Annotated in this window: 24 protein-coding genes; 12 read left to right on the top strand and 12 right to left on the bottom strand. The window is 69.9% G+C overall.

Annotated elements, in window-relative coordinates; genetic code table 11:
* Positions 1-60: 60 nt before the first annotated feature.
* From SNAS_RS04070 to ccsB, 3 genes are read left to right on the top strand one after another with little or no spacing between them, the layout of a single operon-like run.
* Positions 61-810: a cytochrome c biogenesis CcdA family protein gene (locus tag SNAS_RS04070; protein ID WP_013016109.1), complete on the top strand. Its 750-nt coding sequence runs from the start codon at positions 61-63 to the stop codon at positions 808-810.
* The gene (resB, locus tag SNAS_RS04065) at positions 807-2375 is read left to right on the top strand and encodes a cytochrome c biogenesis protein ResB (RefSeq protein WP_013016108.1); all 1569 of its coding nucleotides are present in this window, start codon (positions 807-809) and stop codon (positions 2373-2375) included. The genes SNAS_RS04070 and resB overlap by 4 nt, the downstream gene beginning before the upstream one ends.
* Positions 2375-3448 carry a c-type cytochrome biogenesis protein CcsB gene (ccsB, locus tag SNAS_RS04060; protein WP_013016107.1) on the top strand — a complete coding sequence of 358 codons (1074 nt, stop codon included), beginning with the start codon at positions 2375-2377 and terminating at the stop codon, positions 3446-3448. Before resB ends, ccsB begins: the two co-directional genes overlap by 1 nt.
* Positions 3449-3457: 9 nt before the next feature.
* Here the strand turns inward: ccsB and SNAS_RS04055 are convergent, their stop codons facing one another.
* The 3 genes from SNAS_RS04055 to SNAS_RS04045 are packed head-to-tail and all read right to left on the bottom strand — an operon-like array spanning position 3458 to position 7109.
* The gene (locus tag SNAS_RS04055) at positions 3458-4393 is read right to left on the bottom strand and encodes a 4-hydroxybenzoate octaprenyltransferase (RefSeq protein ID WP_013016106.1); all 936 of its coding nucleotides are present in this window, start codon (positions 4391-4393) and stop codon (positions 3458-3460) included.
* Positions 4390-5847 (bottom strand): menaquinone biosynthesis decarboxylase, encoded by a 1458-nt coding sequence (locus SNAS_RS04050; RefSeq protein ID WP_013016105.1) that lies wholly within the window; start codon positions 5845-5847, stop codon positions 4390-4392. The genes SNAS_RS04055 and SNAS_RS04050 overlap by 4 nt, the downstream gene beginning before the upstream one ends.
* Before the next feature lie 8 nt (positions 5848-5855).
* Positions 5856-7109, bottom strand: coding sequence for a flavin monoamine oxidase family protein (locus SNAS_RS04045; protein WP_144300391.1), 1254 nt, complete (start codon positions 7107-7109; stop codon positions 5856-5858).
* A gap of 95 nt (positions 7110-7204) precedes the next feature.
* On the opposite strand from SNAS_RS04045, the gene SNAS_RS04040 reads away from it, so the two are divergent.
* Entirely contained in the window at positions 7205-7846 is a 642-nt protein-coding gene (locus tag SNAS_RS04040) for a UbiX family flavin prenyltransferase (protein ID WP_013016103.1), read from the top strand.
* Positions 7847-7909: 63 nt separating this feature from the next.
* Here SNAS_RS04040 and SNAS_RS04035 read toward each other — a convergent pair whose 3' ends face one another.
* Positions 7910-8107, bottom strand: coding sequence for a BldC family transcriptional regulator (locus tag SNAS_RS04035; protein ID WP_013016102.1), 198 nt, complete (start codon positions 8105-8107; stop codon positions 7910-7912).
* A 128-nt stretch (positions 8108-8235) separates the two neighbouring features.
* On the opposite strand from SNAS_RS04035, the gene SNAS_RS04030 reads away from it, so the two are divergent.
* Both SNAS_RS04030 and cds1 read left to right on the top strand, forming a co-directional pair.
* Positions 8236-8694 (top strand): Lrp/AsnC family transcriptional regulator, encoded by a 459-nt coding sequence (locus SNAS_RS04030; protein ID WP_013016101.1) that lies wholly within the window; start codon positions 8236-8238, stop codon positions 8692-8694.
* Positions 8695-8757: 63 nt separating this feature from the next.
* A complete protein-coding gene (cds1, locus tag SNAS_RS04025) occupies positions 8758-9849 on the top strand; it encodes an L-cysteine desulfhydrase Cds1 (protein ID WP_013016100.1) in 1092 nt (363 codons plus the stop codon).
* On the opposite strand, the gene SNAS_RS04020 is transcribed toward cds1, so the two are convergent.
* Positions 9846-10328, bottom strand: coding sequence for an HXXEE domain-containing protein (locus tag SNAS_RS04020; RefSeq protein ID WP_041624539.1), 483 nt, complete (start codon positions 10326-10328; stop codon positions 9846-9848). The two genes, cds1 and SNAS_RS04020, sit on opposite strands and share 4 nt — an antisense overlap.
* Positions 10329-10421: 93 nt before the next feature.
* On the opposite strand from SNAS_RS04020, the gene SNAS_RS04015 reads away from it, so the two are divergent.
* Together SNAS_RS04015 and SNAS_RS04010 are read left to right on the top strand one after the other, a co-directional pair.
* A complete protein-coding gene (locus tag SNAS_RS04015) occupies positions 10422-11045 on the top strand; it encodes a TetR/AcrR family transcriptional regulator (protein WP_013016098.1) in 624 nt (207 codons plus the stop codon).
* Positions 11046-11351: 306 nt separating this feature from the next.
* Positions 11352-12191, top strand: a complete 840-nt coding sequence (locus SNAS_RS04010) for an alpha/beta fold hydrolase (protein ID WP_013016097.1) — start codon at positions 11352-11354, stop codon at positions 12189-12191.
* Here the strand turns inward: SNAS_RS04010 and SNAS_RS32355 are convergent.
* A complete protein-coding gene (locus SNAS_RS32355; protein WP_052304897.1) occupies positions 12174-14126 on the bottom strand; it encodes a protein kinase family protein in 1953 nt (650 codons plus the stop codon). The two genes, SNAS_RS04010 and SNAS_RS32355, sit on opposite strands and share 18 nt — an antisense overlap.
* 110 nt (positions 14127-14236) lie before the next feature.
* Here SNAS_RS32355 and SNAS_RS04000 point away from each other — a divergent pair, with 110 nt between their 5' ends.
* A complete protein-coding gene (locus SNAS_RS04000) occupies positions 14237-15142 on the top strand; it encodes an ABC transporter ATP-binding protein (protein ID WP_013016095.1) in 906 nt (301 codons plus the stop codon).
* Positions 15132-15956, top strand: a complete 825-nt coding sequence (locus SNAS_RS03995; protein WP_013016094.1) for an ABC transporter permease — start codon at positions 15132-15134, stop codon at positions 15954-15956. The genes SNAS_RS04000 and SNAS_RS03995 overlap by 11 nt, the downstream gene beginning before the upstream one ends.
* Positions 15957-16005: 49 nt before the next feature.
* Here the strand turns inward: SNAS_RS03995 and SNAS_RS03990 are convergent, their stop codons facing one another.
* Positions 16006-16401 (bottom strand): tautomerase family protein, encoded by a 396-nt coding sequence (locus SNAS_RS03990; protein WP_013016093.1) that lies wholly within the window; start codon positions 16399-16401, stop codon positions 16006-16008.
* 15 nt (positions 16402-16416) lie between these two features.
* Entirely contained in the window at positions 16417-17205 is a 789-nt protein-coding gene (locus tag SNAS_RS03985; RefSeq protein ID WP_013016092.1) for an alpha/beta hydrolase, read from the bottom strand.
* A 118-nt stretch (positions 17206-17323) separates the two neighbouring features.
* Here SNAS_RS03985 and SNAS_RS03980 point away from each other — a divergent pair, with 118 nt between their 5' ends.
* Positions 17324-17845: a GNAT family N-acetyltransferase gene (locus SNAS_RS03980; protein ID WP_013016091.1), complete on the top strand. Its 522-nt coding sequence runs from the start codon at positions 17324-17326 to the stop codon at positions 17843-17845.
* A 7-nt stretch (positions 17846-17852) separates the two neighbouring features.
* Here SNAS_RS03980 and SNAS_RS03975 read toward each other — a convergent pair whose 3' ends face one another.
* Genes SNAS_RS03975 through SNAS_RS03960 form a run of 4 tightly spaced genes read right to left on the bottom strand, consistent with a single transcriptional unit; the run spans position 17853 to position 20285 of the window.
* Positions 17853-18140: a putative quinol monooxygenase gene (locus tag SNAS_RS03975; RefSeq protein WP_013016090.1), complete on the bottom strand. Its 288-nt coding sequence runs from the start codon at positions 18138-18140 to the stop codon at positions 17853-17855.
* Between the two features lie 34 nt (positions 18141-18174).
* The gene (gene purE / locus SNAS_RS03970) at positions 18175-18732 is read right to left on the bottom strand and encodes a 5-(carboxyamino)imidazole ribonucleotide mutase (protein ID WP_013016089.1); all 558 of its coding nucleotides are present in this window, start codon (positions 18730-18732) and stop codon (positions 18175-18177) included.
* On the bottom strand, positions 18729-19883 hold the full coding sequence (locus SNAS_RS03965) for a 5-(carboxyamino)imidazole ribonucleotide synthase (RefSeq protein WP_013016088.1): 1155 nt from the start codon (positions 19881-19883) through the stop codon (positions 18729-18731). Before SNAS_RS03965 ends, purE begins: the two co-directional genes overlap by 4 nt.
* A 9-nt stretch (positions 19884-19892) precedes the next feature.
* Positions 19893-20285: a hypothetical protein gene (locus tag SNAS_RS03960; protein ID WP_041624538.1), complete on the bottom strand. Its 393-nt coding sequence runs from the start codon at positions 20283-20285 to the stop codon at positions 19893-19895.
* Between the two features lie 209 nt (positions 20286-20494).
* Here SNAS_RS03960 and SNAS_RS36110 point away from each other — a divergent pair, with 209 nt between their 5' ends.
* Positions 20495-22990, top strand: a complete 2496-nt coding sequence (locus SNAS_RS36110) for a sigma-70 family RNA polymerase sigma factor (protein WP_013016086.1) — start codon at positions 20495-20497, stop codon at positions 22988-22990.
* Positions 22991-23066: the final 76 nt, after the last annotated feature.

Genomic DNA, 23066 nt, shown 5'->3' with positions numbered 1-23066 from the left:
ATCCCCCGGAAACGACTCCCAACCTGTGGAAAACCCACACTGGACACACTAGGGTTCTGAATGACGTCCCCGTTCGCCGATCTGGCAACCAACGGCCCCCTGCTGGTGGCCATGGGCGTGGCCGCGCTGGCGGGCCTGGTGAGCTTCCTGTCGCCGTGCATCCTGCCGCTGGTGCCCGGTTACGTGTCCTATGTGACCGGACTGTCGGGCGCCGACCTGGAGACGCCGAGCTCGCGCGGCCGGGTCGCGGCGGGCTGCGCGCTGTTCATCGCCGGGTTCACCGCCGTGTTCACGTTCCTGAGCTTCGCGGTCACCAGCCTCAGCAACGCCCTGGCCACCAGCACCGTCTGGCTGGAACGCGGCGCGGGGGTGCTCATCATCGTGATGGGCCTGGCGTTCCTGGGCGTCATCCCCGGCTTCGACCGGCTGATCCGGGTGCAGAAGCTGCCGCGCGCCGGGCTGTTCGCCGCCCCGGTCCTGGGCGCGGTGTTCGCGCTGTCGTGGACGCCGTGCCTGTCGCCGACCCTGACCGCCGTGCTGGCGTTGGGCGCCACTCAAGACGGCACCGCGCGCGGCGTCACCCTCGCCATCACCTACTGTCTGGGACTCGGCCTGCCATTCCTGCTCTTCGGCCTGGGATTCCGCAAAATGATGGACGTGTTCACCTTCTTCAAACGCCACTCGCGCACGCTGACCCGCGTGGGCGGGATCGCGATGGTCCTCATCGGCCTGGCCCTGGTCACCGGACTGTGGACCGAGGCGATGAACTGGCTGCGCGCCACCGTCGGTCCCGGCGAGGTCGGCATATGAACACCACCCCGCGGCGGTCGATCCCGCAACGCGTGAAGGCGACCGCGCGCCGCTGGTGGCGGCAGCTGACCAGCATGCGCACCGCGCTGGTGCTGCTGTTCGGGCTGGCCGTGGCCGCCGTGCCCGGTTCGCTGCTGCCGCAACGCAACCTCAGCGTCGACCAGGTCAACACGTACTTCAGCGAGAACCCGGACCTGGCGCCGGTACTGGACCGGCTGTGGGCCTTCGACGTCTACTCCTCCCCCTGGTTCGCCGCGATCTACCTGCTGCTGTTCACCTCGCTGGTGGGCTGCCTGGTGCCGCGGTTCCGCGACCATGTCAAGGCGCTGCGCCGCCGTCCCCCCGACGCCCCGGCCCGGATGTCGCTGCTGCCGCAGCACCGGGAACTGACCGACGCGCCGGACCGGGAACAGGTGGTGGCCGTGTTGCGGCGCAACAGGTTCCGCGTCACGGTCCGGGAACGCGAGGACGGCGTCGTCACCGTCAGCGCCGAGAAGGGCTACGCCCGCGAGGCCGGGAACCTGCTGTTCCACTTCTCGCTGCTGGCGCTGTTGGCGGGCATGGCCTTCGGTTCGCTGTTCGGCTGGCACGGCAACCGGCTGCTGGTCGAGGGCGAGGAGGGCGCGTTCTGCAACTCCTTGCAGCAGTACGACCAGTACGGTCTGGGCCCCAACATCGGCTCGGAAGACCTGCCGCCGTTCTGCATGCAGCTGGACAGGTTCACCACCAACTTCCTCGACAACGGCCAGCCGACCCAGTACACCGCCGACGTCCGGTACGGGCAGAACGGCCAAGCGCCGTCCGACGAGTACCGGCTGGAGGTCAACCACCCGCTGGAACTGGACGGCGCCAGCGTCTTCCTGCTCGGCCACGGCTACGCCGCCGAGATCGAGTTCACCGACAAGTACGGCAACAAGCAGACCACGATCGCGCCGTTCCTCGGCGAGGACGGCGTCTTGACCAGCACCGGCGCGGCGGTGTTCCCGGACGCCAACATCAACCCCGACACCGGCAAGCCGGACAAGAACTCCCAGATCGCCTTCGAGGGACTGTTCATCCCCTCGGTCCCCGACCAGCCGCCCTACACCAACTCGACCTCGCCGAAGGCCGAGAAACCCGGGCTGATGCTGTCGGCGTTCATCGGCGACACCGGCCTGGACTCCGGCAAACCGCAGTCGGTCTACTCGGTCGACAAGGACCAGATCGCCTCGGGCGCCTTGAAACCCGTCAACGCCGACCCGAAACTGCTCACCAAGGGCGAGACCTGGGAACTGGACGACGGCATGTCGGTGACCTTCAAGGGGGTGCGCGACTACGCGACCCTCGAGGTCCGCCACGACCCGGGTGAGATGGTCGTGCTGGCCGCCGCCGTGGCCGTCCTCATCGGACTGCTGCCCGCGCTGACCGTGCGCCGACGCCGGATCTGGGTACGGCTGAACGACGGCACCGCCGAGGCGGGCGGCCTGGCCCGCACCGAATACGACGGTTTCGCCGAGGAGTTCGAGAAACTGGCTTCGGCCATCGAGACCAACAGCAGGCAACCACAAGAGATGGGAATGCGCTGATGCCCAGCAGTTCCGGACTGGCCGACGCCTCCAACGCGGCCTTCGTCATCACGATCGTCCTGTACGCCGTGGCCATGTTCGGCTACGCCGTCGAGTACGCCTTCGGGCGCCGCGAGGCCAAGGCGGCCGAGCACCGCCAACTGGCCGCCGTGGGAGCGGGCGGCGAGTTCACCGTCCCCGGCGAGTACGCCGACAAGTCAGCCGACGGCGCCTTCGAATCCCATCTGTCCATCGAGCTCGACGAGGACGACTCCGACGAGGACGAGGATGACTCCCGGCCCCAACAGCCCGGCGTGACCTCCAAACAGGCGCTGGCCGCGGGCCGGATCGGCTTCGTCGCGATGGTGCTGGCCGCCGTCGCCCACACCGCCAGCCTCGGCCTGCGCGCCGCCGCCGTCGGCCGCTGGCCGTGGGGCAACATGTTCGAGTTCATCGTGGCCGTGGCCCTGGTCGGCGTGATCGTGTGGATCGTCCTGGTCGGCCGCGGCACGGTCTCGCGCCGCCTGGGCCTGTTCACCATGCTGGCCGTGGTCCTGTTGCTGGGCAGCGCCACCCGCGTCTACACCGACGCCGCTCCCCTGGTCCCGGCACTGGACTCGTACTGGATCGCCATCCACGTGTTCGCGGCCATCATCGCCACCGGCGTGTTCCTGGTCGGCTTCGTCGCCGCGGTCCTGCACCTGCTCAAACGCGGCTACGACCGCAAGACGGCGGCCGGTCAGCCGATCCGGTTCCCGTTCACGATCGCGCAGCGGCTGCCGCTGGCCGAGAAGCTGGAGAAGCTGACCTGGCGGATGCACGTCCTGGCGTTCCCACTGTGGACGTTCGGTGTGATCGCGGGCGCCATCTGGGCCCGCGAGGCCTGGTCCCGTTACTGGGGCTGGGATCCCAAGGAGGTGTGGGCGTTCATCGCCTGGGTCGTCTACGCGGCCTACCTGCACGCCCGCAACACCGGCTCCACCGGCCGCACCCTGGCCCCGTGGATCGTCATCATCGGCTGGGCGGTGATGCTGTTCAACCTGTTCGGCGTCAACCTGGTCGTCAACAGCCTGCACTCCTACGCGGGCGTGTGACGGCGGGGCTCAGCGCAGCAGCAGATCGGCGAGGGTGAATCCGAACAGGACGATGCCGACGAAACCGTTGGCCATGAAGAACGACCGGTTCACCTTCGACAGGTCGTTGGGTGACACGATCGCGTGCTCGTACACGAAGGTGACCGCCGTGATGGCCAGGCCGATCCAGGCCAGCGCGCCGAAACCGACCAGCAGCCCGAACCACACGAAGCCCGCGAAGGTCACGACGTGGACCGCCGAGGACGTGTGCAGCGCGGCGGCGACGCCGAACCGAGACGGGAAGGACCGCACCCCGATCTTGCGGTCCACCTCGGCGTCCTGGCAGGCGTAGATCAGGTCGAAGCCGCCGATCCACAGGCCCACCGCGATGCCAAGCACGATCGCGGGCAGCGAACCGGCGAAGGTGCCGGTGACCGCGAGCCAGGCGCCGACGGGGGCGACGGCCTGGGCCAGGGCGAGGATCGCGTGCGGGAAGTCGGTGAATCGTTTGCCGTAGGGGTAGACGATCAGCGGCGCCACCGCCAGCGGCGACAGAATGAGGCACAGTGGATTCAGCATGGCCGCGGCGCCGAAGAACACCACCAGCGAGACCGCGCTGCCCACATAGGCGGTGCGCAGTGACACGGCGCCGGTGACCAGTTCGCGGTTGGCGGTGCGGGGGTTGCGGGCGTCGACGTGCCGGTCGATGATCCGGTTGGCGGCCATGGCGAAGGTGCGTCCGGCGACCATCGCGACCGTGACCAGCAGCAGTACGTCCCACTGGATCCACGACAGCCCACCGGAGTTCGCGGGGGCGTAGGCGAACCAGCCGCAGGAGCCCGAGCCGGGCGGGCAGGAGCGGGGGTACAGGTACATCGCGGTCAGTGCCGACAGGTAGGCGAACGGCAGCGCGAACACCGAGTGCTCGATGACGACCAGTCGCAGGAAGGCGCGGATCCGGCTCACAGCCCGTACTCCGCCCACCGGGAGTCTACTGTGGCTTTGATGGCCGAGGGCATGGTCGCCTCGTGCGGCCAGCCGCGGGTGTAACCCTCGGTCGGCAGTTTCGCGGTGGCGTCGATACCGGCCTTGCCGCCCCAGAACTGTTGGTACGAGGCGTGATCCAGGTGGTCGACCGGTCCCTCGGTGACCACGAGGTCGCGGCTGTAGTCGACGTTGCCGAACGCGCGCCAGGCGACCTCGTTGAGGTCGTGGACGTCGCAGTCCTCGTCCACCACCACGATCAGCTTGGCCAGGGACAGCAGGTGGGCGCCCCAGATCGCGTTCATGATCTTCTGCGCGTGCTTGGGGTAGCGCTTGCGGATCGACACGATGACGCAGTTGTGGAAGACGCCCGGCTCGGGCATGTTGTAGTCGACGATGTCGGGGATCAGCAGTTTCAGCAGCGGCAGGAAGATCCGCTCGGTCGCCTTGCCGAGACCGTAGTCCTCCTGCGGCGGTTTGGAGGTGATGATCGAGTGGTAGACCGGGTCGCGCCGGGTGGTCATGCATTCGATGTGCAGCACCGGGAACGGCTCGATCGGGGTGTAGAAGCCGGTGTGGTCGCCGAAGGGTCCCTCCGGCAGCCGCTCGCCGGGCTCCACATAGCCCTCCAGGATGATCTGCGCGTTGGCGGGCACCTGCAACGGCACCGTCAGGCAGTCGACCATCTCGACGCGTTCGCCGCGCAGGAAACCCGCGAACAGGTACTCGTCGATGTCGCCAGGCAGTGGCGCGCCCGCGGCGTAGTTCACCACCGGGTCGGCGCCGATGGCGACCGCCACCGGCAGCCGCTCGCCGCGCCGTTCGGCCACGGCGTGGTGGGCGGTGGAGTCCTTGTGGATCTGCCAGTGCATGCCCAGGGTCTTGCTGTCGTGCTGCTGCAAGCGATACAGGCCCAGATTGCGTTTCCCGGTCTCGGGGTGCTTGGTGTGGGTCAGCCCGAAGTTGTGGAAGATGCCGCCGTCTCCGGGCCAGGTCTGCAAGCCGGGCAGCCGGTTGAGGTCTACGTCCTTGCCCTTGTAGACGACCTGCTGGCACGGCGCCGAGCGGACCTTCTTGGGCGGCAGGGACTTGAGCTGCATCAGCTTGCCCAGTCCCTCGCGGATCCCGGCGAAGCCCACCGGCAGTTCCGGCTTGACCAGCGCACCGATGCGGGCGCCGACCTCGTCCAGGTCGTTGACGCCCAGCGCCTTGGCCATCCGCTGCGGGGTGCCGAACAGGTTGATGGCGATCGGCATGTCACCGCGGGTGGGGTTCTCGAACAGCAGCGCCGGGCCGCCTTCGCGGACCACCCGCTGGGTGATCTCACTGATCTCCAGGTTCGTGTCGACCGGCGCGGTCACGCGCTTGAGGTCGCCGTCGGCCTCCAGAGCCGCGAGGAACTCGCCGAGATCGCCGTAGGGAAATTTCGCTGCCACGCCCCCATCTAACCTGACCGGCCCGCCCGCGCTGAGGCCGCCACTGGCGCCCTGTGAATCTCGCCCGCGACCCGCAGCGCCGATTCCAGGGCTCCCTGGATCCAGCCGTGGTGGCGGGAACAGTGTTCGCCCGCGAAGTGGATCCGGCCCTCGGGGGCGACGAGGTGCGGGTACAGCCGGGTCAGCTGGCCGGGTTCGAACTGGGCGAGGGCGCCCGCGGCGTGCCGGTCGTTCAGCCAGTCCTCGCTGACGCCCAGTTCGAACTCCTCGACGATCTCGGGGTGGATCCGCGCGACGTCGGCGATGGCGCGTTCGACGCGGGTGTCGGGGTCCATCGACGCCCAGCGCAGCGCGTCGGGTCCCCAGGTGTACGAGGCCAGCAGGATGCCGCGCGGCGTGGCGGGGTCCGAATAGGACGGGTAGACGATCCGGCGGATCGACAGGTCGGTCACGGTGGTGCCGCCGACGATGTCGTACTTCGGGTGTTCCCAGAACCGGTGCCGCACTTGCAGCAGGACCGCGGTGGCGGGGTTGTAGTGCACCTCCCGGACGGCGCGGCGTTTGTCGGGCGACAGGTTGATATCCACGTTGGACATCACCGGCAGCGGCAGTGTGCACACGGCGTGGTCGCCGTGGACGGTGAACCGGCCCGCGTGGGTGCGGAAGTGCACCGACACGACCTCCTCGTCCTGCTCGATCGCCAACACCTCGGCGCCCATGCGCACGTGCCGGGACACCTTGTGGAAGAAGGCCCGGACGAGCCGGTCGGTGCCGCCCTCGATCTCCCGCGCGTCCCCGGCGGCGGTCTGCGCCCAGTCCCGGCCGTCGCCGCGTTCCGCCTCGGCCATCGTCACGGTCCGGCCGTCCCGGTGCGCCAGCGCCCGTGGGTTGCCCATGACGAAGGGGCGCAGCTTCAGGTGGAACAGCTCGCAGTAGCGAAGCGTCAGCGCGTGCGTGTGGGGGATCCGGGTCGCACCGGCCTCGGCGTACAGGCCGGGGGCGAAGTCCCGGATCGTGTGGATCCGGCCGCCGACCCGGTCGCGGGCCTCCAGGACGATCGGCTGGTGTCCGGCCCGGGCCAGTTCGAAGGCCGCGGCCAGTCCGGCGATCCCGGCGCCGATGACGATGACCCGCTTGGGTTCGCTGGGTCCCGCGCCGAGCCCGTCGGTGGGGACGGCCAGGATCTCGGCGGGCGGCGGCGGTGCCGCGTCCGGGTCCGGAACCCCCGATTCGGGATACGTGTGCGTGCGCGCGTGATCCATCATGCGAACCCCCCAGTCCCCGGAAGCGATTCTAGGAGCAGGAACACAGACCGGGTGCCGGTTCACCCGAACGTTCGGTGAGGCACCCTTGAGGCATGCGTTGTCCATGGGTGGTGGGGGTGTCGGGTGCCTCGGGCACGCCGTACGCCCGGGCCGTGATGTCGGGGCTGCTGGACGCCGGTGAGTCGGTGGACCTGGTGGTGTCCCGGGCCGCGCGTCTCACCATTTTGGACGAGACCGGCGAGTCGTTCCGCGACGCGCACTGGAAGGACGACCTGGCCCGCTGGCTGGGCCGGGAAGTGGGCGAGGCCGATATCGCGTACTGGCCCGCCGGTGACCTGGCGGCCGGTCCGTCCAGCGGTTCCTACCGGGTCAAGGGCATGGTCGTGGTCCCGGCCTCGACGGCGGCCTGCGCCGGTATCGCCATCGGCTTGTCCAAGGACCTGCTGCAACGCGCCGCCGACGTGAACCTCAAGGAGCGGCGGCCAGTCGTGGTGGTGCCGCGCGAGACCCCGGTGTCACGCAGCCATCTGCAACATCTGCTGTCGCTGCACGACGCGGGCGCGGTGGTGCTTCCGGCCAGTCCGGGCTTCTACGCGGGCGCCACCGACGTGCAGCAGCTGGTGGATTTCGTCGCGGGCCGGGTCCTGGACGCCATCGAAGTGCCGCACACGCTGTACACGCGCTGGCGCGGCGAACTGGGCGGGGGTCTGGGGGCTCCGCCCCCAGGAAGATGAAGGAAGCGAAGTGGTCTTGCGGCAGCAAGACACACTGCGGCCATCGCTTCGCGGCGGCAGCGGTTAGTGGTCCAGTGCGGACGAGTCCCCGAGTTCCCCCTGCAACAGTGCCCGGACCTCGGATTCCCGGAACCGGCGATGCCCCCCGGGTGTGCGGATGCTGCCGATGCGTCCCGCGGCGGCCCAGCGGGTCACGGTCTTGGGATCGACGCGAAACAACGCGGCCACCTCGCCGGGAGTCAACAGTCGATCGTTGTCCATGACCAGCGCCCCTTGTGCATGTTTTTCCTGTGTATGCCCTGGTAGGCACGTATGACCCCATTAGAGCACCAAACGGGGCATTACGCCAGGTGATCATGGACATCTTTCGGCCAGGTTAGGCTCACCGGATGGACGATATTGACCGCCGGATCGTACAGTTGCTCCAAGAAAACGCCCGCCGCTCCTACGCGGAGATGGCGCGCCAGGTGGGCCTGACCTCCCCCTCGGTGCAGGAGCGGGTCGCCAAACTGGAACGCAACGGGGTCATCACCGCCTATCGCGCCGAGGTCAATCCGGACGCCGTCGGGCTGGGCATCACGGCGCTGATCGGCATCGTCACCACCGCCGGCGCCGAGTACTCCGACGTCGCCGAGGCCATCGAGGAGATCCACGAGGTCGAGTCCTGTTACTTCATGGCCGGTCAGGAGTCGTACCTGCTGAAGGTGCGGGTCGGCGAGATGGCCGAGCTGGAACACCTGGTCAACCGGCTCAACCGGCTGCCGGGAGTCGGCGGCACCCGCACCACCGTCGCGCTGTCGACGAAATGGGAGGCCCGGCCCCACACCCGGCTCGACGGCGAGCCATAGCCCACGTCACCGGCGTCGCCCGTCGGCTTCCCGTCCGGCCGTGTGGGGGCTAGGGTGCCAACCGTGGACAGTCTCGACCGATGTTGCGACAAGACCCGGGCCTGGGTCAACGAGGCGATCGCGGCCGTGGCCGCCGACGCCAACCGCAGCGCCGACACCCATCTGCTGCCGTTCCCGCTGTTCGGCGACTTCGGTGTCGATCTGTATCTCAAGGACGAGTCGGTCCACCCCACCGGCAGTCTCAAGCACCGGCTGGCGCGATCGCTGTTCCTGTACGCGTTGTGCAACGGCTGGATCACCGAGGGCACCCCGATCATCGAGGCGTCCAGCGGCTCCACAGCGGTGAGTGAGGCGTACTTCGCGCGGATGCTGGGGCTGCCGTTCATCGCGGTCATGCCCGCCTCCACCAGCCGCGAGAAGATCTCGCTGATCGAGTTCACCGGCGGCAGCTGCCATCTGGTGGACGACCCGACCCAGGTGGTCGCCACCGCCCGCGCCCTGGCCGCGCAGCAGGGCGGCCACTACATGGACCAGTTCACCTACGCCGAGCGGGCCACCGACTGGCGCGGCAACAACAACATCGCCGAGTCGATCTACCAGCAGATGGCCGCCGAACCGCACCCGATCCCGGCCTGGGTCGTCGTGGGCGCGGGCACCGGCGGCACCAGCGCCACCATCGGCCGCTACATCCGGTACCAGCGCCACTCGACAAAACTGTGCGTTGTGGACCCGGAGAACTCGGCGTTCTTCTCCGGCTGGCGCGACAACGACGAGAGCGCCTACGTGTGCGGCGGTTCCCGCATCGAGGGCATCGGCCGTCCGCACGTCGAACCGTCCTTTCTGCCCAGTGTGGTGGACCGGATGGTGAAGGTCCCCGACGCAGCCTCGATCGCGATCGCCCGCGAGGCGTCGAAACTGCTGGGCCGCAAGGTGGGCGGCTCGACGGGGACCAACCTGTACGCGGCCTTCGCGCTGATCGCCGAGATGCGGCAGCGCGGCGAGACCGGCAGTGTGGTGACGCTGCTGTGCGACTCCGGGGACCGCTATGTCCACAGTTACTTCGACGACGCGTGGGTCGCCGGGCAGGGCCTGGACCTGCGGCCGCACACCGAGACGGTGACGGAGTTCTTCGCGTCGGGCCGCTGGACGGTCTAGACGAACAGCACCCCGATGGCCAGCGCGGCGATCGCGGTTCCCAGCAGCAGCGCGGTGACCAGTTCGCCCCGGCGCAGCAGCCGGTCGGCTCGCAGCCGGACGAAGAAGTACCCGGCGGCCGGGATCGCGACGGTCGCGGCGGTGACCATGCCGGGCGAGTACTCGCCGTAGATCGCGGCCGTGGTCAGGTGGAACGCGGCGTTGACGACGAACTGCCAGGCGAAGGCCGCCGTCCACAGCACCGCGACGCGGTGGGTGCCGGGCCGGGCCGCCAGCCACCCGGCGGCCAGCACCAGCAGGATCAGCGGGATGTGGCTGAGGGCGAAGATCTCGGTGGTCTTGTGCGCGAAGTGCCGGGTGGCCCAGGCGGCGAAGCCGGGCATCTCCTCGGTGGTGTGGACGATGAATACCGCGTACGGCAGCAGCAGCCACCGGCGGTCGGCTCGCGGGATCCAGCCGTGGTCGCGGGGTGCGGTCATGGGGTGGGACAAGGTTCCTCCTGGGTGTTTACACTGGTAGTACCAAGAATATGAGTATTTCCTCGCTTTGTGTACTCGCATTTGGAGGTCCACATGGGAGCCAAGTCCGGTCGGTTCCAGCCCAGGAAGAACCCGTCGCAGCACCGCGCCCGGCTCACCCGGGACCGGATCCTGGCCGCGGCGGCTCAGGTTTTCGCCAGCCACGGTTACGCCGCCGGGACCACCGACCGCATCGCCGCCGCGGCGAGGATCTCCATCGGTTCGCTGTACCAGTACTTTCCGAACAAGGACGCGGTGTTGCTGGCGCTCAGTCAGGCCCACCTGGAGGCGGCCACCGACGCGATCCGGGCGGTGCTGGCCGAGGCGGGCGAGGACTGGCTGGACGGCGTGATCGCCGCCGTCATCGACGGGCACGCCGCCAACCCGAGGCTCCACAAGGTCCTGTTCGACGAGGCACCCCGCACTCCAGAGCTGCTGGACCGGTTGCGGGCGGCGGAATCCGCGATCGCCGCGACCATCGCCGAGCGGCTGCGCGGCGACGGGCGATTCGACGTCGAGGATCCGGACGAGGCCGCCGACCTCGTGGTGGCCACAGTGGAGTCGCTGACCCATCACTTCGTGGCCCGCGACCCCGACGGCTTCGACGCCGCGACAACCCAGCAGCGCATCAGCGAGCTGCTGACCCGCCACCTGCGGCCAGCCCCGCCGCCAAGCTGAGCTGGTGACCCGCCACCTGCGCCCAGCCCCGCCGCCAAGCTGAGCTGGTGACCCGCCACCTGCGCCCAGCCCCGCCCCCAAGCTGAGCTGGTGACCCGCCACCTGCGCCCAGCCCCGCCGCCAAGCTGAGCCGGGCGGCAGGCCCCGGCAACGGCCGCCCAGCCGCCCAGCCGCCCAGCCGCCCAGCCGCCCAGCCGCCCAGCCGCCCAGCCGCCCAGCCGCCCAGCCGCCCAGCCGCCCAGCCCATTGTTTCTGCCGCTGGCAGAAACAATGGGCGGCCCCGGGTTCGGCGCTTAGCGTTGCGCCATGCGAGAGATCAAGACCCGTGACGGCCGCACGCTGGCCGTCGAGGAATGGGGAGTCCCCGGCGGCACGCCGCTGCTGTACGCGCACGGCACCCCCGTGAGCCGGCTGGCGCGGTACCCGTACGACGAGGCGTTCACCGAACGCGGGATCCGCCAGATCACCTTCGACCGTCCGGGTTACGGCTACTCCACCGCCAACCCGGGCCGTCGGGTCGCCGATGTCGCCGCCGACATGGCCGCGATCGCCGACGCTCTCGAACTGGAGCGGTTCGGGGTGTACGGGGTGTCGGGCGGCGGCCCGCACGCCCTGGCCTTCGCCGCCGCCTACCCGGAGCGAGTGTCGCGGGTCGCGGTGCTGGCGTGCACCGCCCCGCGTGACGCCGAGGGTCTGGACTGGACCGCCGACATGTACCAGGGCAACCGCGACAGCGCGACGGCCGCCGCGCAGGGCCGCGAGGTGCTCACCGCGCACTTGGCGGCCGCGTCCGGCCCGAACCTGAAGGACCTGCTGCCCGAGGCCGAGCAGGCCGTCATCGCCGAACCCGCCGTGGCGTCGATGATGCAGGCGGCGTTCGCCGAGGCGTTCCGCAACGGCCAGGACGGCTGGATCGACGACGAACTGGCCCTGTACGCACTCCCCTGGGGCTTCGACCCGGCCGACATCACCGTCCCGGTCCGGCTGTGGCACGGCGAGCGCGACACGTTGGTGCCCCCGGCCCACAGCGACTGGCTGGCCGCTCGGATCCCCGACGCGACGCTGGTGCGCGAGCCGGACGCCGGTCACGCCGGACACTTCCGGGCCACACCTTCCACACTCGACTGGCTATTGGGCGCCGACTAAGCCGATCGGCCACAGCCAGCAGCCGGTGGCCGTGTCCGTGCCGCCGTCGCCGCCCGAACCGAGGATCGTGCGGCCGTCGGGTCCGAAGGCGACACTGGTGGCGTAGTCCTCGGTGACGGTGTCGAGGTGGTCCCCGGAGGTCGTGTTCCACAGGCGGATGCCCGCGCCCGAGACCTGCTTGCCGGGACCGTCGGCGGCCTCGGCCGGGCCGCCCTCGACTTCGAAGCGGCCGAAGCGGTCCATGCCGAAGGCGACGCCGGTGCCCGCCGTCGCCAGCACCGCGCCGTCGGGGCTGAAGGCGATGCCGCTGACCGGATCGGTCGTGTACGTCACCGCCGCGCGCTCGGACTCCGGTGTCCACAGTCGGCAGCCGGAGTCGCGGCTGGCCACGGCCAGCGTGTCGCCGTCGGGCCCGAACGCGACCGCGTTGGCGTAGCCGCCGCTGTAGACGACCCGCAGTTCGCCTTTCCGCAGGCCCCACGCGTTGCCGGACTCCAGCCCCCACAGCCAGCAACCGGCGCCGTTCTCCATCGCGTAGTTTGCCTTGTTCGCGGTTCCCGAGCCGCGCGCCACTCCCGCCAGGGCGGCGCACCGGCCGTCCGGGCTCAGCGCCACCGATCGGACACAGTGGATGTCGGTGGTGGTGAGGGACGCGATCCGCTCGGTTCCCGAGACGTTCCAGACCACGCATACGGTCTCGATCTCGTCGAGGGTGCGGCCGCCGACCGCGAGCCGTTTCGCGTCGGCGCTCAACGCCACCGCCCAGACCTCCTCGTTGACGTTCTCGCGCGCGGACACGTCGAACATCGCGATCGTCTCGCCGGTGTCGGGGTCCCGGATCCGGGCGCCCCGGGGTCCGCTGGTGGCCAGCACCCCGCCGTCGGCGCTGAAGGCGACGCCGCTGATGCCACGGCCGTCCATGACCCCGAGCTCGCGGCCGGTGTCCGGGTTCCACAGGCGACCGTCGCCTTCGGGGCGGTTCTCGTTGCCGCCACCTCCGGCCACGATGTCGCCGGTTGGCGAGAACGCCACCGAGGTGACGGCCATGCCGGTGAGTCGCTGTCCGCGTGGGCTCGGCCAGTACGCCAGCGCCGCCGGTACCGCCGTCGCGGCCAGGATCGCGGCCCCGCCCATCAGGATGGTGCGGCGGCGAAGCCGTAGGCCGCCGGTGCCGGGCCCGCCGCGTCCGAGCAGCCGTCGTCCGGAGCGCGGCGTCGGCCGACTTTCGGTTGATGTCAACGATGTGACCGACAGCGACTCCGCGCCGGTCGCGCGGTGGTTCGCCAGTCGCTCCAGTACCTCCACGGCACCGGGCCGCTCACGCGGATCGCGCGCCAGGCACGCGGCCAGCACCTCGCGCAGCTCGCCGTCGATGCCGTCCGGCCACGGCGCCTCGGCCGCGACCGGATCCGTCGCGGTGGCGGCGAAGGTCAGCACTCGGCCCAGCGCGAACACGTCGGCGGCGGGTGAGGCGTCGGCCACGGCGACACCGACGTCGACGAGCCGGGGACCGTCGGACGCCATGATCACGTTGCCGGGCTTGAGATCGCCGTGCGCGAGTCCATACTGGTGCATCGCGTCCAACGCTTCGGCCAGCGCCGCTCCCAGTGCCGCGACCTCGGTTTCCGGCAGCGGACCGCGCTCATCGACAACCGCCGACAGACTCGGCCCCGGAACGTAGGCCGTGGCCAGCCACGGCGGCGAGGCGTCCAGGTCGACGTCGATCAGTTGCGGCAGTGCGAATCCGCCGACGCCCCGCATCGCCGACAACCGTTCCCGCAGCCCCGGCGCAGCGGCGGCACCGGCATCGAGCAGCTTCACCACGACCGTGCGGCCACCCTCGGAAAGCCCCAGAAACGTCCCGCCCGAGCCCAGCCGAGATTCCAACCGAAACCGGCCGATCCGTTCCGGGTCACCGTCTTCGAGGGGCTGCATTGGCCACCACCCAGCCGAGATACTTCCCCCCAAAGTACTCCCGTCGGGGTAACCCATGAGACCTCCGTCGGCCGATGCCGGGGCGCTTCGGAACCGGAAGCCTTGGCGACATGAATCTCCCAGTCGAAACCAGGAAACTCACCAAGAAGTACGGGCCCATAACCGCCGTGGACGCCCTGGACCTCACCGTCCGCCCCGGCGAGGTCTACGGCTTCCTCGGCCCCAACGGCGCCGGGAAGACCACGACGCTGCGGATGCTGCTCGGCCTCATCAAGGCCAGCTCCGGCACCGCGACCGTGCTGGGCCGCAAGCCCGGTACCGCCGACCACCTGTCCCGGGTCGGCGCCCTCATCGAGGGCCCCAGCTTCTACCCGTACCTGTCGGGCCGTTCCAACCTGCGGGTCATGGCCAAGTACGCGGGCGTCCCCGACTCCCGGGTGTCCGAAGTGCTCGAACTCGTCGATCTGGCCCAGCGCGGCAAGGACCGCTACTCCACCTACTCCCTCGGGATGAAACAGCGCCTCGGTGTGGCCGCCGCGCTGCTGAAGGAACCGCAACTGCTCATTCTGGACGAACCCACCAACGGCCTCGATCCGCAGGGAATGGCCGACATGCGCACCCTGATCCGCGGCCTCGGTTCCGCGGGCTGCACGGTGCTGCTGTCCAGCCACCTGCTCGGCGAGGTGCAGCAGATCTGCGACCGGGTCGGCATCGTGTCCGGCGGCCGCCTCATCACCGAGAGCACGGTGGCCGACCTACGCGCCGCCCAGCACGTCCGTGTCACCGCCACCCCGCTGGACAAGGCCGCGTCCGTGGCCCGCGAACTGCTGGGCGTCGAGGCGGTGCGCGTCGTCGACAACCACCTCGAACTCGCGGTCGAAGCCGACCAGACGCCCTGGCTCAACGCCGAACTCGTCAAGGCCGACGTGGCCGTGTCGGAACTGCGCTCGCACGAGCGCGACCTCGAAGACATCTTTTTCGAACTCACAGGAGAGGAACTGTCCCATGTGGGCTAGTACCAAAGCGGAACTGCACAAGATGGTCCGGCGCGGGGCGAACTGGTTCATGCTCGCCATCGCCCTGGTCCTGGGCCTGACCTTCGCCTACCTGGTCCCCTACGCGGGCTACGTGGGCGGCGACAGCGACATCCCCAGCGCCGACCGGGGCCTGGAAGCCCTGCTACCGGCCGAGTTCGTCGGCAACTCGATCGGCGGGCTGCCGTTCTTCACCGGCGCCATCAGCCTGATCCTCGGCGCCCTGGCCATCGGCAACGAGTACGGCTGGGGCACCTGGAAGACCGTCCTCACCCAGGGCCCGTCCCGGCTGACGGTCTTCTCCGGCAAGCTCGCCGCCCTCACCGTCGCCAACCTGGTCCTGGTCGCGTCGGGCATCGCCACCAGCGCGGCGGCCAGCGCCATCATCGCCTCGGTCGAGGACCAGGCCATGGACTGGCCCGCCTTCGCCGACGTCGCACTGGGTCTGGGCGGCGGCTGGCTGATCGCGATGATGTGGACGATGATGGGAGTCACCCTGGCGGTGACCACCCGCGGTGTCGCGGTGGCCGTCGGTATCGGTCTGGTGTGGATGCTCGCCGTCCAGAACCTGCTCGTCTCGATCGCCGCCCCGCTGATCGACTGGATCGCCGACGCCCAGGAATGGCTGCCGGGCCCGGTCGCCGGTTCCCTGGTGGAATCGCTGGGCGCCAACCCGAACACCCCCGGCGTCGCCGAACTGGTCTCCGACGGCCACGCGCTGACCGTCATCTGCGGCTACCTGCTGCTGTTCGGTGTCCTCAGTGGCGTGCTGCTGCGACGCCGCGACGTCGTGTGACCCCGAAGAACCCGAGAGCGACGCGCGTGGGCGCGTCGCTCTCGTCGTCCTAGACGTTCACGTCGAACCCGAGGTCCATGTCGCAGGCGGCCTTCCCGCCCGCGTACCCCCAGTTCTCCGTGGGGCTCTCCCGCAGGTTGATCGTCACGTGATCACGCGGGATCCCGAACGGCGCCAACCGATCGACGATCTCGGTGTACAGCTTCCGCTTGGCCCGCACCGACCGGCCCGCGAAGCAGTCGACCGATACGAGCGTGTAGAACTCCGGCAGCGTGTGCCTCGGCGAACACGCGAACCGGTGCGGCTCATGCACGATGAGCCGCACGTTCCTGTCCTCGACCGGAATCTCGAAAGCGGACACCAGCGCGTCGTGAACGGCGTCGATGATGCCCACCTCCTCCGCCTGGGAGTACTGGCGGCGAACCTCGACGAGTGTCGTCGGCATGCGAAGTCCTTCCCTCTATGTCGTCAGAACGCCCTCATGGCGCAACCACCGCTCACACGAGTCGGTCCACGTCGCCGTGTGAGCATCGCGCTTGATGAACACGTGACCCTGCCCGCCGTACTCGACACCGTCGGCCAGCCCGATGCCATGGCCCCCACGCGGAAGAACGTGAAGCTCCACGGGAACCCCGGCCTCGGCCAGCACCCGGGTCCACTCCAGAGCGTTGGGCAGCCCCGGCGGATCCTCCGACGTCGCCCACACGAACGTGGGACACACCGTCGAGTCCACGTGCTTGGCGGGCGACAACTCGTCCTTCAGGAACATGAGATCGCCCAACAGCCCTTCGACCGCCACCGGCGGCAACAGATCGAAGTCGGCCAGGGCATAGGCGAGGATCGCGAAGTCGGGCCGGGGCGGCTCGACCACACCATCCTCTGTCGACAAGACCGTGCCGGTCATGAGCAGGCCCGCCAGATGTCCACCGGCACTGGAACCGATGACACCGACGGAACCGACATCGAGCCCGTGCTCACCACCCCTGATGTGGCCCAGAGCGGCCCGGGCGTCCTCCAACGGAGCCGGAAACTGTTCGGGCAACAGCCGGTACGCCAGTACGAAGGCGTGCAGCCCGATGCTGGAGAGCCAGCGAGCGTAGCCCTCCCCCTCATGCGGCGGAAGTTCCCGATACCGGCCGCCGGGGAGGACGAGAACGGATGGCCGGGGACCGGTGAAACGGTCGTCGGCCGGATAAACCGTGATGCGTTCTGAAATTGTTGGTTGAGAAGCGGAGATGGCGACAGCCACCTTTCAGTCCGGCGCCTCCATGCCTGACGATCCGTCCGCCACCGGCACGCGACGCTGCAGAAACGATAGCGGCGATATTCGCTTGTGTCACTGTGACCTGCGCCCCGATAGTGGCCCCATGACCGAGGTGAGTCTGTCCGACGGCGTGATCATCCTGACGCCGTTCCACCGCTGCGACGCCGCGGCGCATCTGGCGGGTGAGGACGCCGATATGGAGCGTTGGCTCAGCGGCGGGCCCGGCAGTCCGGAACGGCTCGCGGCGTACTTCCAGCACGTTCAGCGGCAGTGGACGATCGCCGGTCCGTTGCGGCATTTCGGGATCCACCTGGAGGCACCCGAACCGATCCTGGTCGGGACCATCGACGTGCAGTTCGAACAACCGGAACTGACCGAGGGCCAGGCCAACATCGCGTACGGCTTGTATCCGCGATGGCGGGGCCGCGGGCTGGTCAGTCGCGCGGTCGAGCTGGTGTGCTCCTACGCGGCGGCCGAGGGCGCGAACGAGGCGATCATCCGCACCGCCACGGACAATCCGCGATCGGCGGCGGTAGCGCGTCGATGCGGTTTCGAGTACACCGGACGGCACCCGGACTCAGACGGGAAACCGCACGACTGGTTCAGCCGCGGCCTGCGGCCGTGAGCCGGGGTCAGGTCAGTGAGCGGGTGGCGGCGATGTCGTACTCGGCGACCGAGGCGCCCAGGATCGTGGCGGCCTGTTCGTCGCTGGGGCCGCTGCCGCGGAACGCTTCCACCGCTTCGCGGGATTCCCAGCGTTCGTAGACGTTGACGCGGCCGGGGTCGAGGGGGTCGGCGGCGATGGTGAAGTCGAGGCAGCCCGGGGCGCGGCGGGCTTGTTCGACGACGCTGACGCAGCTGGCGAGGTAGGACTCAAGTTGTGAGGGGGCGACGGTGAGTTGTCCCGCGACGATGACCATGGATAGCTCCTCCGGTGTGGACGGGAGGGCGAATCTAGCCGTTGCCTGGGACGAAACCGAAGCCGCCGCCCGGTTTGGCGGCCGAGTCGTTCGCGACGGTTTCCTGGAGCCGGGTGTTCTTGTCGGCGACCATGTCGACCAGTTCGCGTTGGTAGTCGGACATCGCGAGGCGTAGGGCGGGGTCGGCGACGCCGAGGACGCGGACCGCGAGCAGGCCCGCGTTCTTGGCTCCGGCCACCGAGACCGTCGCCACCGGGATGCCGCCGGGCATCTGCACTATGGACAGCAGGGAGTCCATGCCGTCCAGGTGTTTGAGGGGTACCGGGACGCCGATGACGGGCAGCGGGGTGGCCGAGGCGACCATGCCGGGCAGGTGGGCCGCGCCCCCGGCTCCCGCGATGATGACGCGCAGGCCCCGGGCGGCGGCTTCGTCCGCGTAGGTGAGCATGGCGTGCGGGGTGCGGTGGGCCGAGACCACCCGGACCTCGTGGGCGACGCCGAAGTGGTCGAGCATCTCGACGGCGGCTTTCATGGTGGGCCAGTCGGAGTCGCTGCCCATGATGACGCCCACCAGGGGCTGGTTGTCGGTCACGCTTCTTCTCCTGCCTCGGGGTCGCCGTCGCGCAGCCAGGCCGCGGCCCGCCTCGCGCGTCGCCGGACCGTTTCAACGTCGTCGCCCAGCACCGTGACGTGGCCGATCTTGCGGCCGGGCCGAACCTGCTTGCCGTACAGGTGAACCCGGGCTCCGGGGTCGTCGGCCAGCATGGACTGCAGGCGTTCGTCCAGACGGGAGCCGCCGGGCGCGCCACCGAGCACATTGGCCATGACGGTCACCGGCGCCGTCGGGGCGGTCTCGCCGAGCGGGTAGTCCAGGACGGCGCGCAGGTGCTGCTCGAACTGGGAGGTGCGGGCACCCTCGATAGTCCAATGTCCACTGTTGTGGGGGCGCATCGCGAGTTCGTTGACGACCAGGCCGTCGTCGGTCTCGAACAGCTCGACCGCGAGCAGGCCGGTGACGCCCAGTTCGGTGGCGACGCGGCGGGCCAGCTCGCGGGCCTGTTCGGCCAGCACTTCGGACAGTCCCGGGGCGGGAGCGATGACCTCGGTGCAGATGCCGTCGCGCTGCACGGTCTCCACGATCGGGTAGCTGGCCAGTTCGCCGCCGGGGGAACCCGCGACCAGGGCGGCCAGTTCGCGGCGCAGCCGCACCCGCTCCTCGGCGATGAGGACGGCTCCGGCGTCGAGGAGTTCGGTGATCTGTTCGGGGGCGTCGACGTAGAACACGCCCTTGCCGTCGTAGCCGCCGGTGGCGGTCTTGACGACGCACGGCACCCCGAAGTCCGCCAGCGCCGCGACCGAGTCGATCGGGGCCCAGCGCGGCACCGGCAGTCCCAGTCCGCCCAGGTGTTCGCGCATCGCCTGCTTGTCCTGCGCGTACCGCAGGGCCTCGGGCGCCGGACGCACCACGACGCCCTCGCTTCGCAGCGTGCGCAGCAGGTCGCCGGGCACGTGCTCGTGGTCGAAGGTGAGGACATCGCACTCCTTGGCGAAGCCGCGCAGCGCCTCCACGTCGGTGTGCGAACCGACGTGGACGTCGGTGGAGACGATGGCGGCGCCGTCGTCGGCGGAGGCGGCGAGCACCCGCAGCGACTGGCCCAGGGAGATGGCGGCCTGATGGGTCATGCGGGCGAGTTGTCCGCCGCCGACCATGCCGACGACCGGCAGTTGGGTGCGTGAATCCACGCGCACAGCCTAGTGCTGTGACGTGCTTAACTCGGACAGTTCATCGAGCAGTTCGTAGGCCATCGGCAGTTCGGCGGGCAGTCGTTCCAGCCACACCCGGGGCGGACGGCCGGTGGTGGTGGCGCGGCCGAGCCGCATCCGCAGCATCGCCAGGGTCGCCGACAGGTTGCGGTCCCGGTTGATGAGCGCCACGGCCAGCGCGGCGCCGGTCATGGCGGCGGGCACACCGGTCGCCTCGCTGAGGATGCGGGCGTAACTCAGCCGCATCGCCAGCCTGTCGAAGCCCCCGGCCTCGGGCGCCAGCGCCACCACGACGAGCGAGTAACCGTCGGCGTCCCCGGCCGCGTACAGGCAGTCCAGCCGCTCCCGCAGCAGGGTCAGCGCGTCGCCGGAGGCGGCCACGGTCCGACTACAGTGGAACCATCGATCGGTTTTCATAAACGTCCCAAGGGTGAGGAGTGCCAGGACACGAAAGGGTGAGTGTCAACCTTCCGACGCTCCGGAGACGTCCAATGACAACCACAATGACGCGCTTTGCTCTAATGTGAGTTACTGCCCATATCTGAACAGGTTCCCGTGGGGATCGTCACACCTGAAAGACCGCACCGACAATGGGAAGCGCCCAGCCACCCGGCGAGCCCCGCCCCTCCGGCGACACAGGCCCCGTCGAGCAGCCCAGCGACGCCGAGCTCATCGCCGCCACCCGAAGCGGCGACACCACGGCGTACGGGCAGCTGTACGAGCGGCACGTCCACGCCGCCCGCAAACTGGGCCGGATCCTGGCCCGGGACGCGGCCGAAGCCGACGACCTGACCTCGGAGACCTTCGCCAAGGTGCTGGCGACCCTGCGGGCCGGGCGCGGCCCGGACCTGGCCTTCCGCGCGTACCTGCTGACGACGCTGCGCAACACCTTCTACGACCGCACCCGGCGCGACAAGAAGGTCGAGTTCACCGACGACATGACCCGGCACGACCCGGGCGAGGACTTCGTCGACACCGCCGTGGCCGGGCAGGAACGCCGCTACGCGGCCCGCGCCTTCCACCGGCTGCCGGAGCGCTGGCAGGTGGTGCTGTGGCACACCGAGGTCGAGGGTGAGTCCGCCGCCGAGGTGGCGCCGCTGCTGGGCCTGTCCCCCAACGGGGTCTCGGCCCTGGCCTACCGCGCCCGGGAGCGGCTTCGGCAGATGTACCTGCAGGAGCACATCGCCGACTCGCCCGGCGCGACCTGCCGCTGGACCGCCGACCGGCTCGGCGCCCGGGTCCGGGGCGGGCTGTCGAACCGCGACGAGACCAAGGTGGACGACCACCTTGAGGAGTGCACCGCCTGCAAGCTGCTGTTCGTCGAGCTGGCCGAGGTCAACTCGGGCATGCGCGGGGTGCTGGCACCGGTCATCCTGGGCCTCGCGGCCCCGGCCTACCTGGGCGGCACCGCCCTCAAAAGCGCCGTGCTTGCCGGTTGGTTCGGCGGCGTCGGCGTGTGGGTCAAGAGCACCTTCGGCTGGATCTGGCGTCCGGTCAACTGGGCGCGGCGCGGCATCCAGCAGATGGGCGGCAAGGGCGCCGCGATCGCCGGTGGCACCGCCGCCGTCGCGGGAATCCTGGCGCTGATCCTGGTCGCCAACAACACCACGCCGCCGCCGGAGCCGCCCGCGCAGGCGCAGGAACCGCCCGTCGAGGACGAGCAGGAACAGGACGAGGACGAGCAGGACGAACCCTCCGACGACGCCCCCGACGACCAGCCCAGCGACGAGGAGAAGGAAAAGCAGAAGGACGAGGAGGACGAGCCCGACCCGCCCGCCCGTCCGACGAAGTTCTCCGTCGGCACCGACCTGACCAGCGCCGACCTGACCGCGGGCGGCACCGGGACGCTGCCGATCACCGTCACCGCCCCGAAGCAGACCACCGAGTCCGGTTCGGCCGGGCCGACGACCGGCAGGCTCGCCGCCGCCGGACCCACGACCGAGAACCTGGTCACCGGGTTCAACCCGCGGCTGCTCACCGAACCCGAGGACGTCATGACGCTGACGCTGTCGTTCGGCGAGGGCATCTCCTCCCCCGGCGGCGACGCCGGGGACGGCTGGAGCTGCCAGCCCGGCGAGGGCGAGCTGACCTGTGTGCGCGCCGAACTCAAGCCGGGCCAGTCGACCACCGCCCAGATCCCGCTGGACGTCGCCCCCGAGGTGACCGGCTTCCACGACATCGACGTGTCGGTGGTGTCGGACAACCTCAAGGGCACCAAGACGCTGCGGGTGCCGGTGGCGCCGGTCGGGATGCGCACCGCCTACGCCTCCCACGACGCGACCGGGGTCGCCTCGGCCGGGAACACCCTGCTGACCTGCGTCCCCAAGAAGCACTGCCGTCACGCGGCGGCCGACAACCACACCTCGGTGATGAAGAGCTACGCCGCCGAGGACCATCCGGGCGGGCTGGACGGCGGCAACGCGGTCAGCGGCGCCCGGCTGAACATCCCCGCCGGCGCCAAGGTGCTGTGGGCGGGGCTGCACTGGACCGCCTCGGGCCACCACGCCATGCCCGACGTCAAGATCTCCACCCCGGGCGGCGGCTGGCAGAACGTCGGCGCGCAACGCCAGTTCTCCGGCATCGAACGCCCGGTCAAGCAGTCGGTCGCCGACATCACCGGCATGGTGTGGGGCTCGGGCGAGTACTACGTCGCCGCCGACAAACACGCCCTGCCCAAGGGCATCTTCAAGTACGCGGGCTGGAGCATCACCGCCGTCTACCAGCTGCCGGGCGCGGGCCCGCGCGAGACCGCCGTGTACGAGGGCCTGGCGCAGCCGCGCGCCGAGGACACCCTGTCGGTGTCGCTGCCGGGCGCGGGCGAGAGCCAGCTGGCCTACACGGTGTGGGACGGCGACCGCACCCTCGCCGGCGACAACTTCGCCATCAACGGCACCACCGTCGGCGACGCCGGGAACTTCGCCCACGGCGTCTCGGAGTCGGCACTGGAGGGCGCGGACTGGAACACCTTCGGGGTCGATGTCGGCACCGCCGAGGCATCGCACGGCGACGACGCCCACGCGACCATCTTCACCGGCTCCGATCCGCTGGAGATCGGGGTGCTGGCGCTGTCGACGCCGCCGCCCTGACGCCCAGGCGTGGAAGTGTTACAGGAGAAAAACAATCGCGACCTGCCACGCGTGATGGCCTCCGCGCGTCCGTAAC

The sequence above is a fragment of the Stackebrandtia nassauensis DSM 44728 genome, assembly GCF_000024545.1.
Lineage (GTDB): Bacteria > Actinomycetota > Actinomycetes > Mycobacteriales > Micromonosporaceae > Stackebrandtia > Stackebrandtia nassauensis.
This window is presented reverse-complemented; position numbering and strand designations above follow the sequence as displayed.

Excerpts from the sequence above, each read along its gene's own strand:
- SNAS_RS36110 (WP_013016086.1), top strand. The coding sequence starts at position 20,495 with ATGGGAAGCGCCCAGCCACCCGGCGAGCCCCGCCCCTCCGGCGACACA.
- SNAS_RS04035 (WP_013016102.1), bottom strand. The coding sequence starts at position 8,107 with ATGGACAACGATCGACTGTTGACTCCCGGCGAGGTGGCCGCGTTGTTT.
- SNAS_RS03980 (WP_013016091.1), top strand. The coding sequence starts at position 17,324 with ATGACCGAGGTGAGTCTGTCCGACGGCGTGATCATCCTGACGCCGTTC.
- resB (WP_013016108.1), top strand. The coding sequence starts at position 807 with ATGAACACCACCCCGCGGCGGTCGATCCCGCAACGCGTGAAGGCGACC.
- SNAS_RS04030 (WP_013016101.1), top strand. The coding sequence starts at position 8,236 with ATGGACGATATTGACCGCCGGATCGTACAGTTGCTCCAAGAAAACGCC.
- SNAS_RS03990 (WP_013016093.1), bottom strand. The coding sequence starts at position 16,401 with ATGCCGACGACACTCGTCGAGGTTCGCCGCCAGTACTCCCAGGCGGAG.
- SNAS_RS04070 (WP_013016109.1), top strand. The coding sequence starts at position 61 with ATGACGTCCCCGTTCGCCGATCTGGCAACCAACGGCCCCCTGCTGGTG.
- SNAS_RS32355 (WP_052304897.1), bottom strand. The coding sequence starts at position 14,126 with ATGCAGCCCCTCGAAGACGGTGACCCGGAACGGATCGGCCGGTTTCGG.
- SNAS_RS04010 (WP_013016097.1), top strand. The coding sequence starts at position 11,352 with ATGCGAGAGATCAAGACCCGTGACGGCCGCACGCTGGCCGTCGAGGAA.
- SNAS_RS03995 (WP_013016094.1), top strand. The coding sequence starts at position 15,132 with ATGTGGGCTAGTACCAAAGCGGAACTGCACAAGATGGTCCGGCGCGGG.
- ccsB (WP_013016107.1), top strand. The coding sequence starts at position 2,375 with ATGCCCAGCAGTTCCGGACTGGCCGACGCCTCCAACGCGGCCTTCGTC.
- SNAS_RS04020 (WP_041624539.1), bottom strand. The coding sequence starts at position 10,328 with ATGACCGCACCCCGCGACCACGGCTGGATCCCGCGAGCCGACCGCCGG.
- SNAS_RS04040 (WP_013016103.1), top strand. The coding sequence starts at position 7,205 with ATGCGTTGTCCATGGGTGGTGGGGGTGTCGGGTGCCTCGGGCACGCCG.
- SNAS_RS03975 (WP_013016090.1), bottom strand. The coding sequence starts at position 18,140 with ATGGTCATCGTCGCGGGACAACTCACCGTCGCCCCCTCACAACTTGAG.
- SNAS_RS04015 (WP_013016098.1), top strand. The coding sequence starts at position 10,422 with ATGGGAGCCAAGTCCGGTCGGTTCCAGCCCAGGAAGAACCCGTCGCAG.
- SNAS_RS04045 (WP_144300391.1), bottom strand. The coding sequence starts at position 7,109 with ATGGATCACGCGCGCACGCACACGTATCCCGAATCGGGGGTTCCGGAC.
- SNAS_RS04000 (WP_013016095.1), top strand. The coding sequence starts at position 14,237 with ATGAATCTCCCAGTCGAAACCAGGAAACTCACCAAGAAGTACGGGCCC.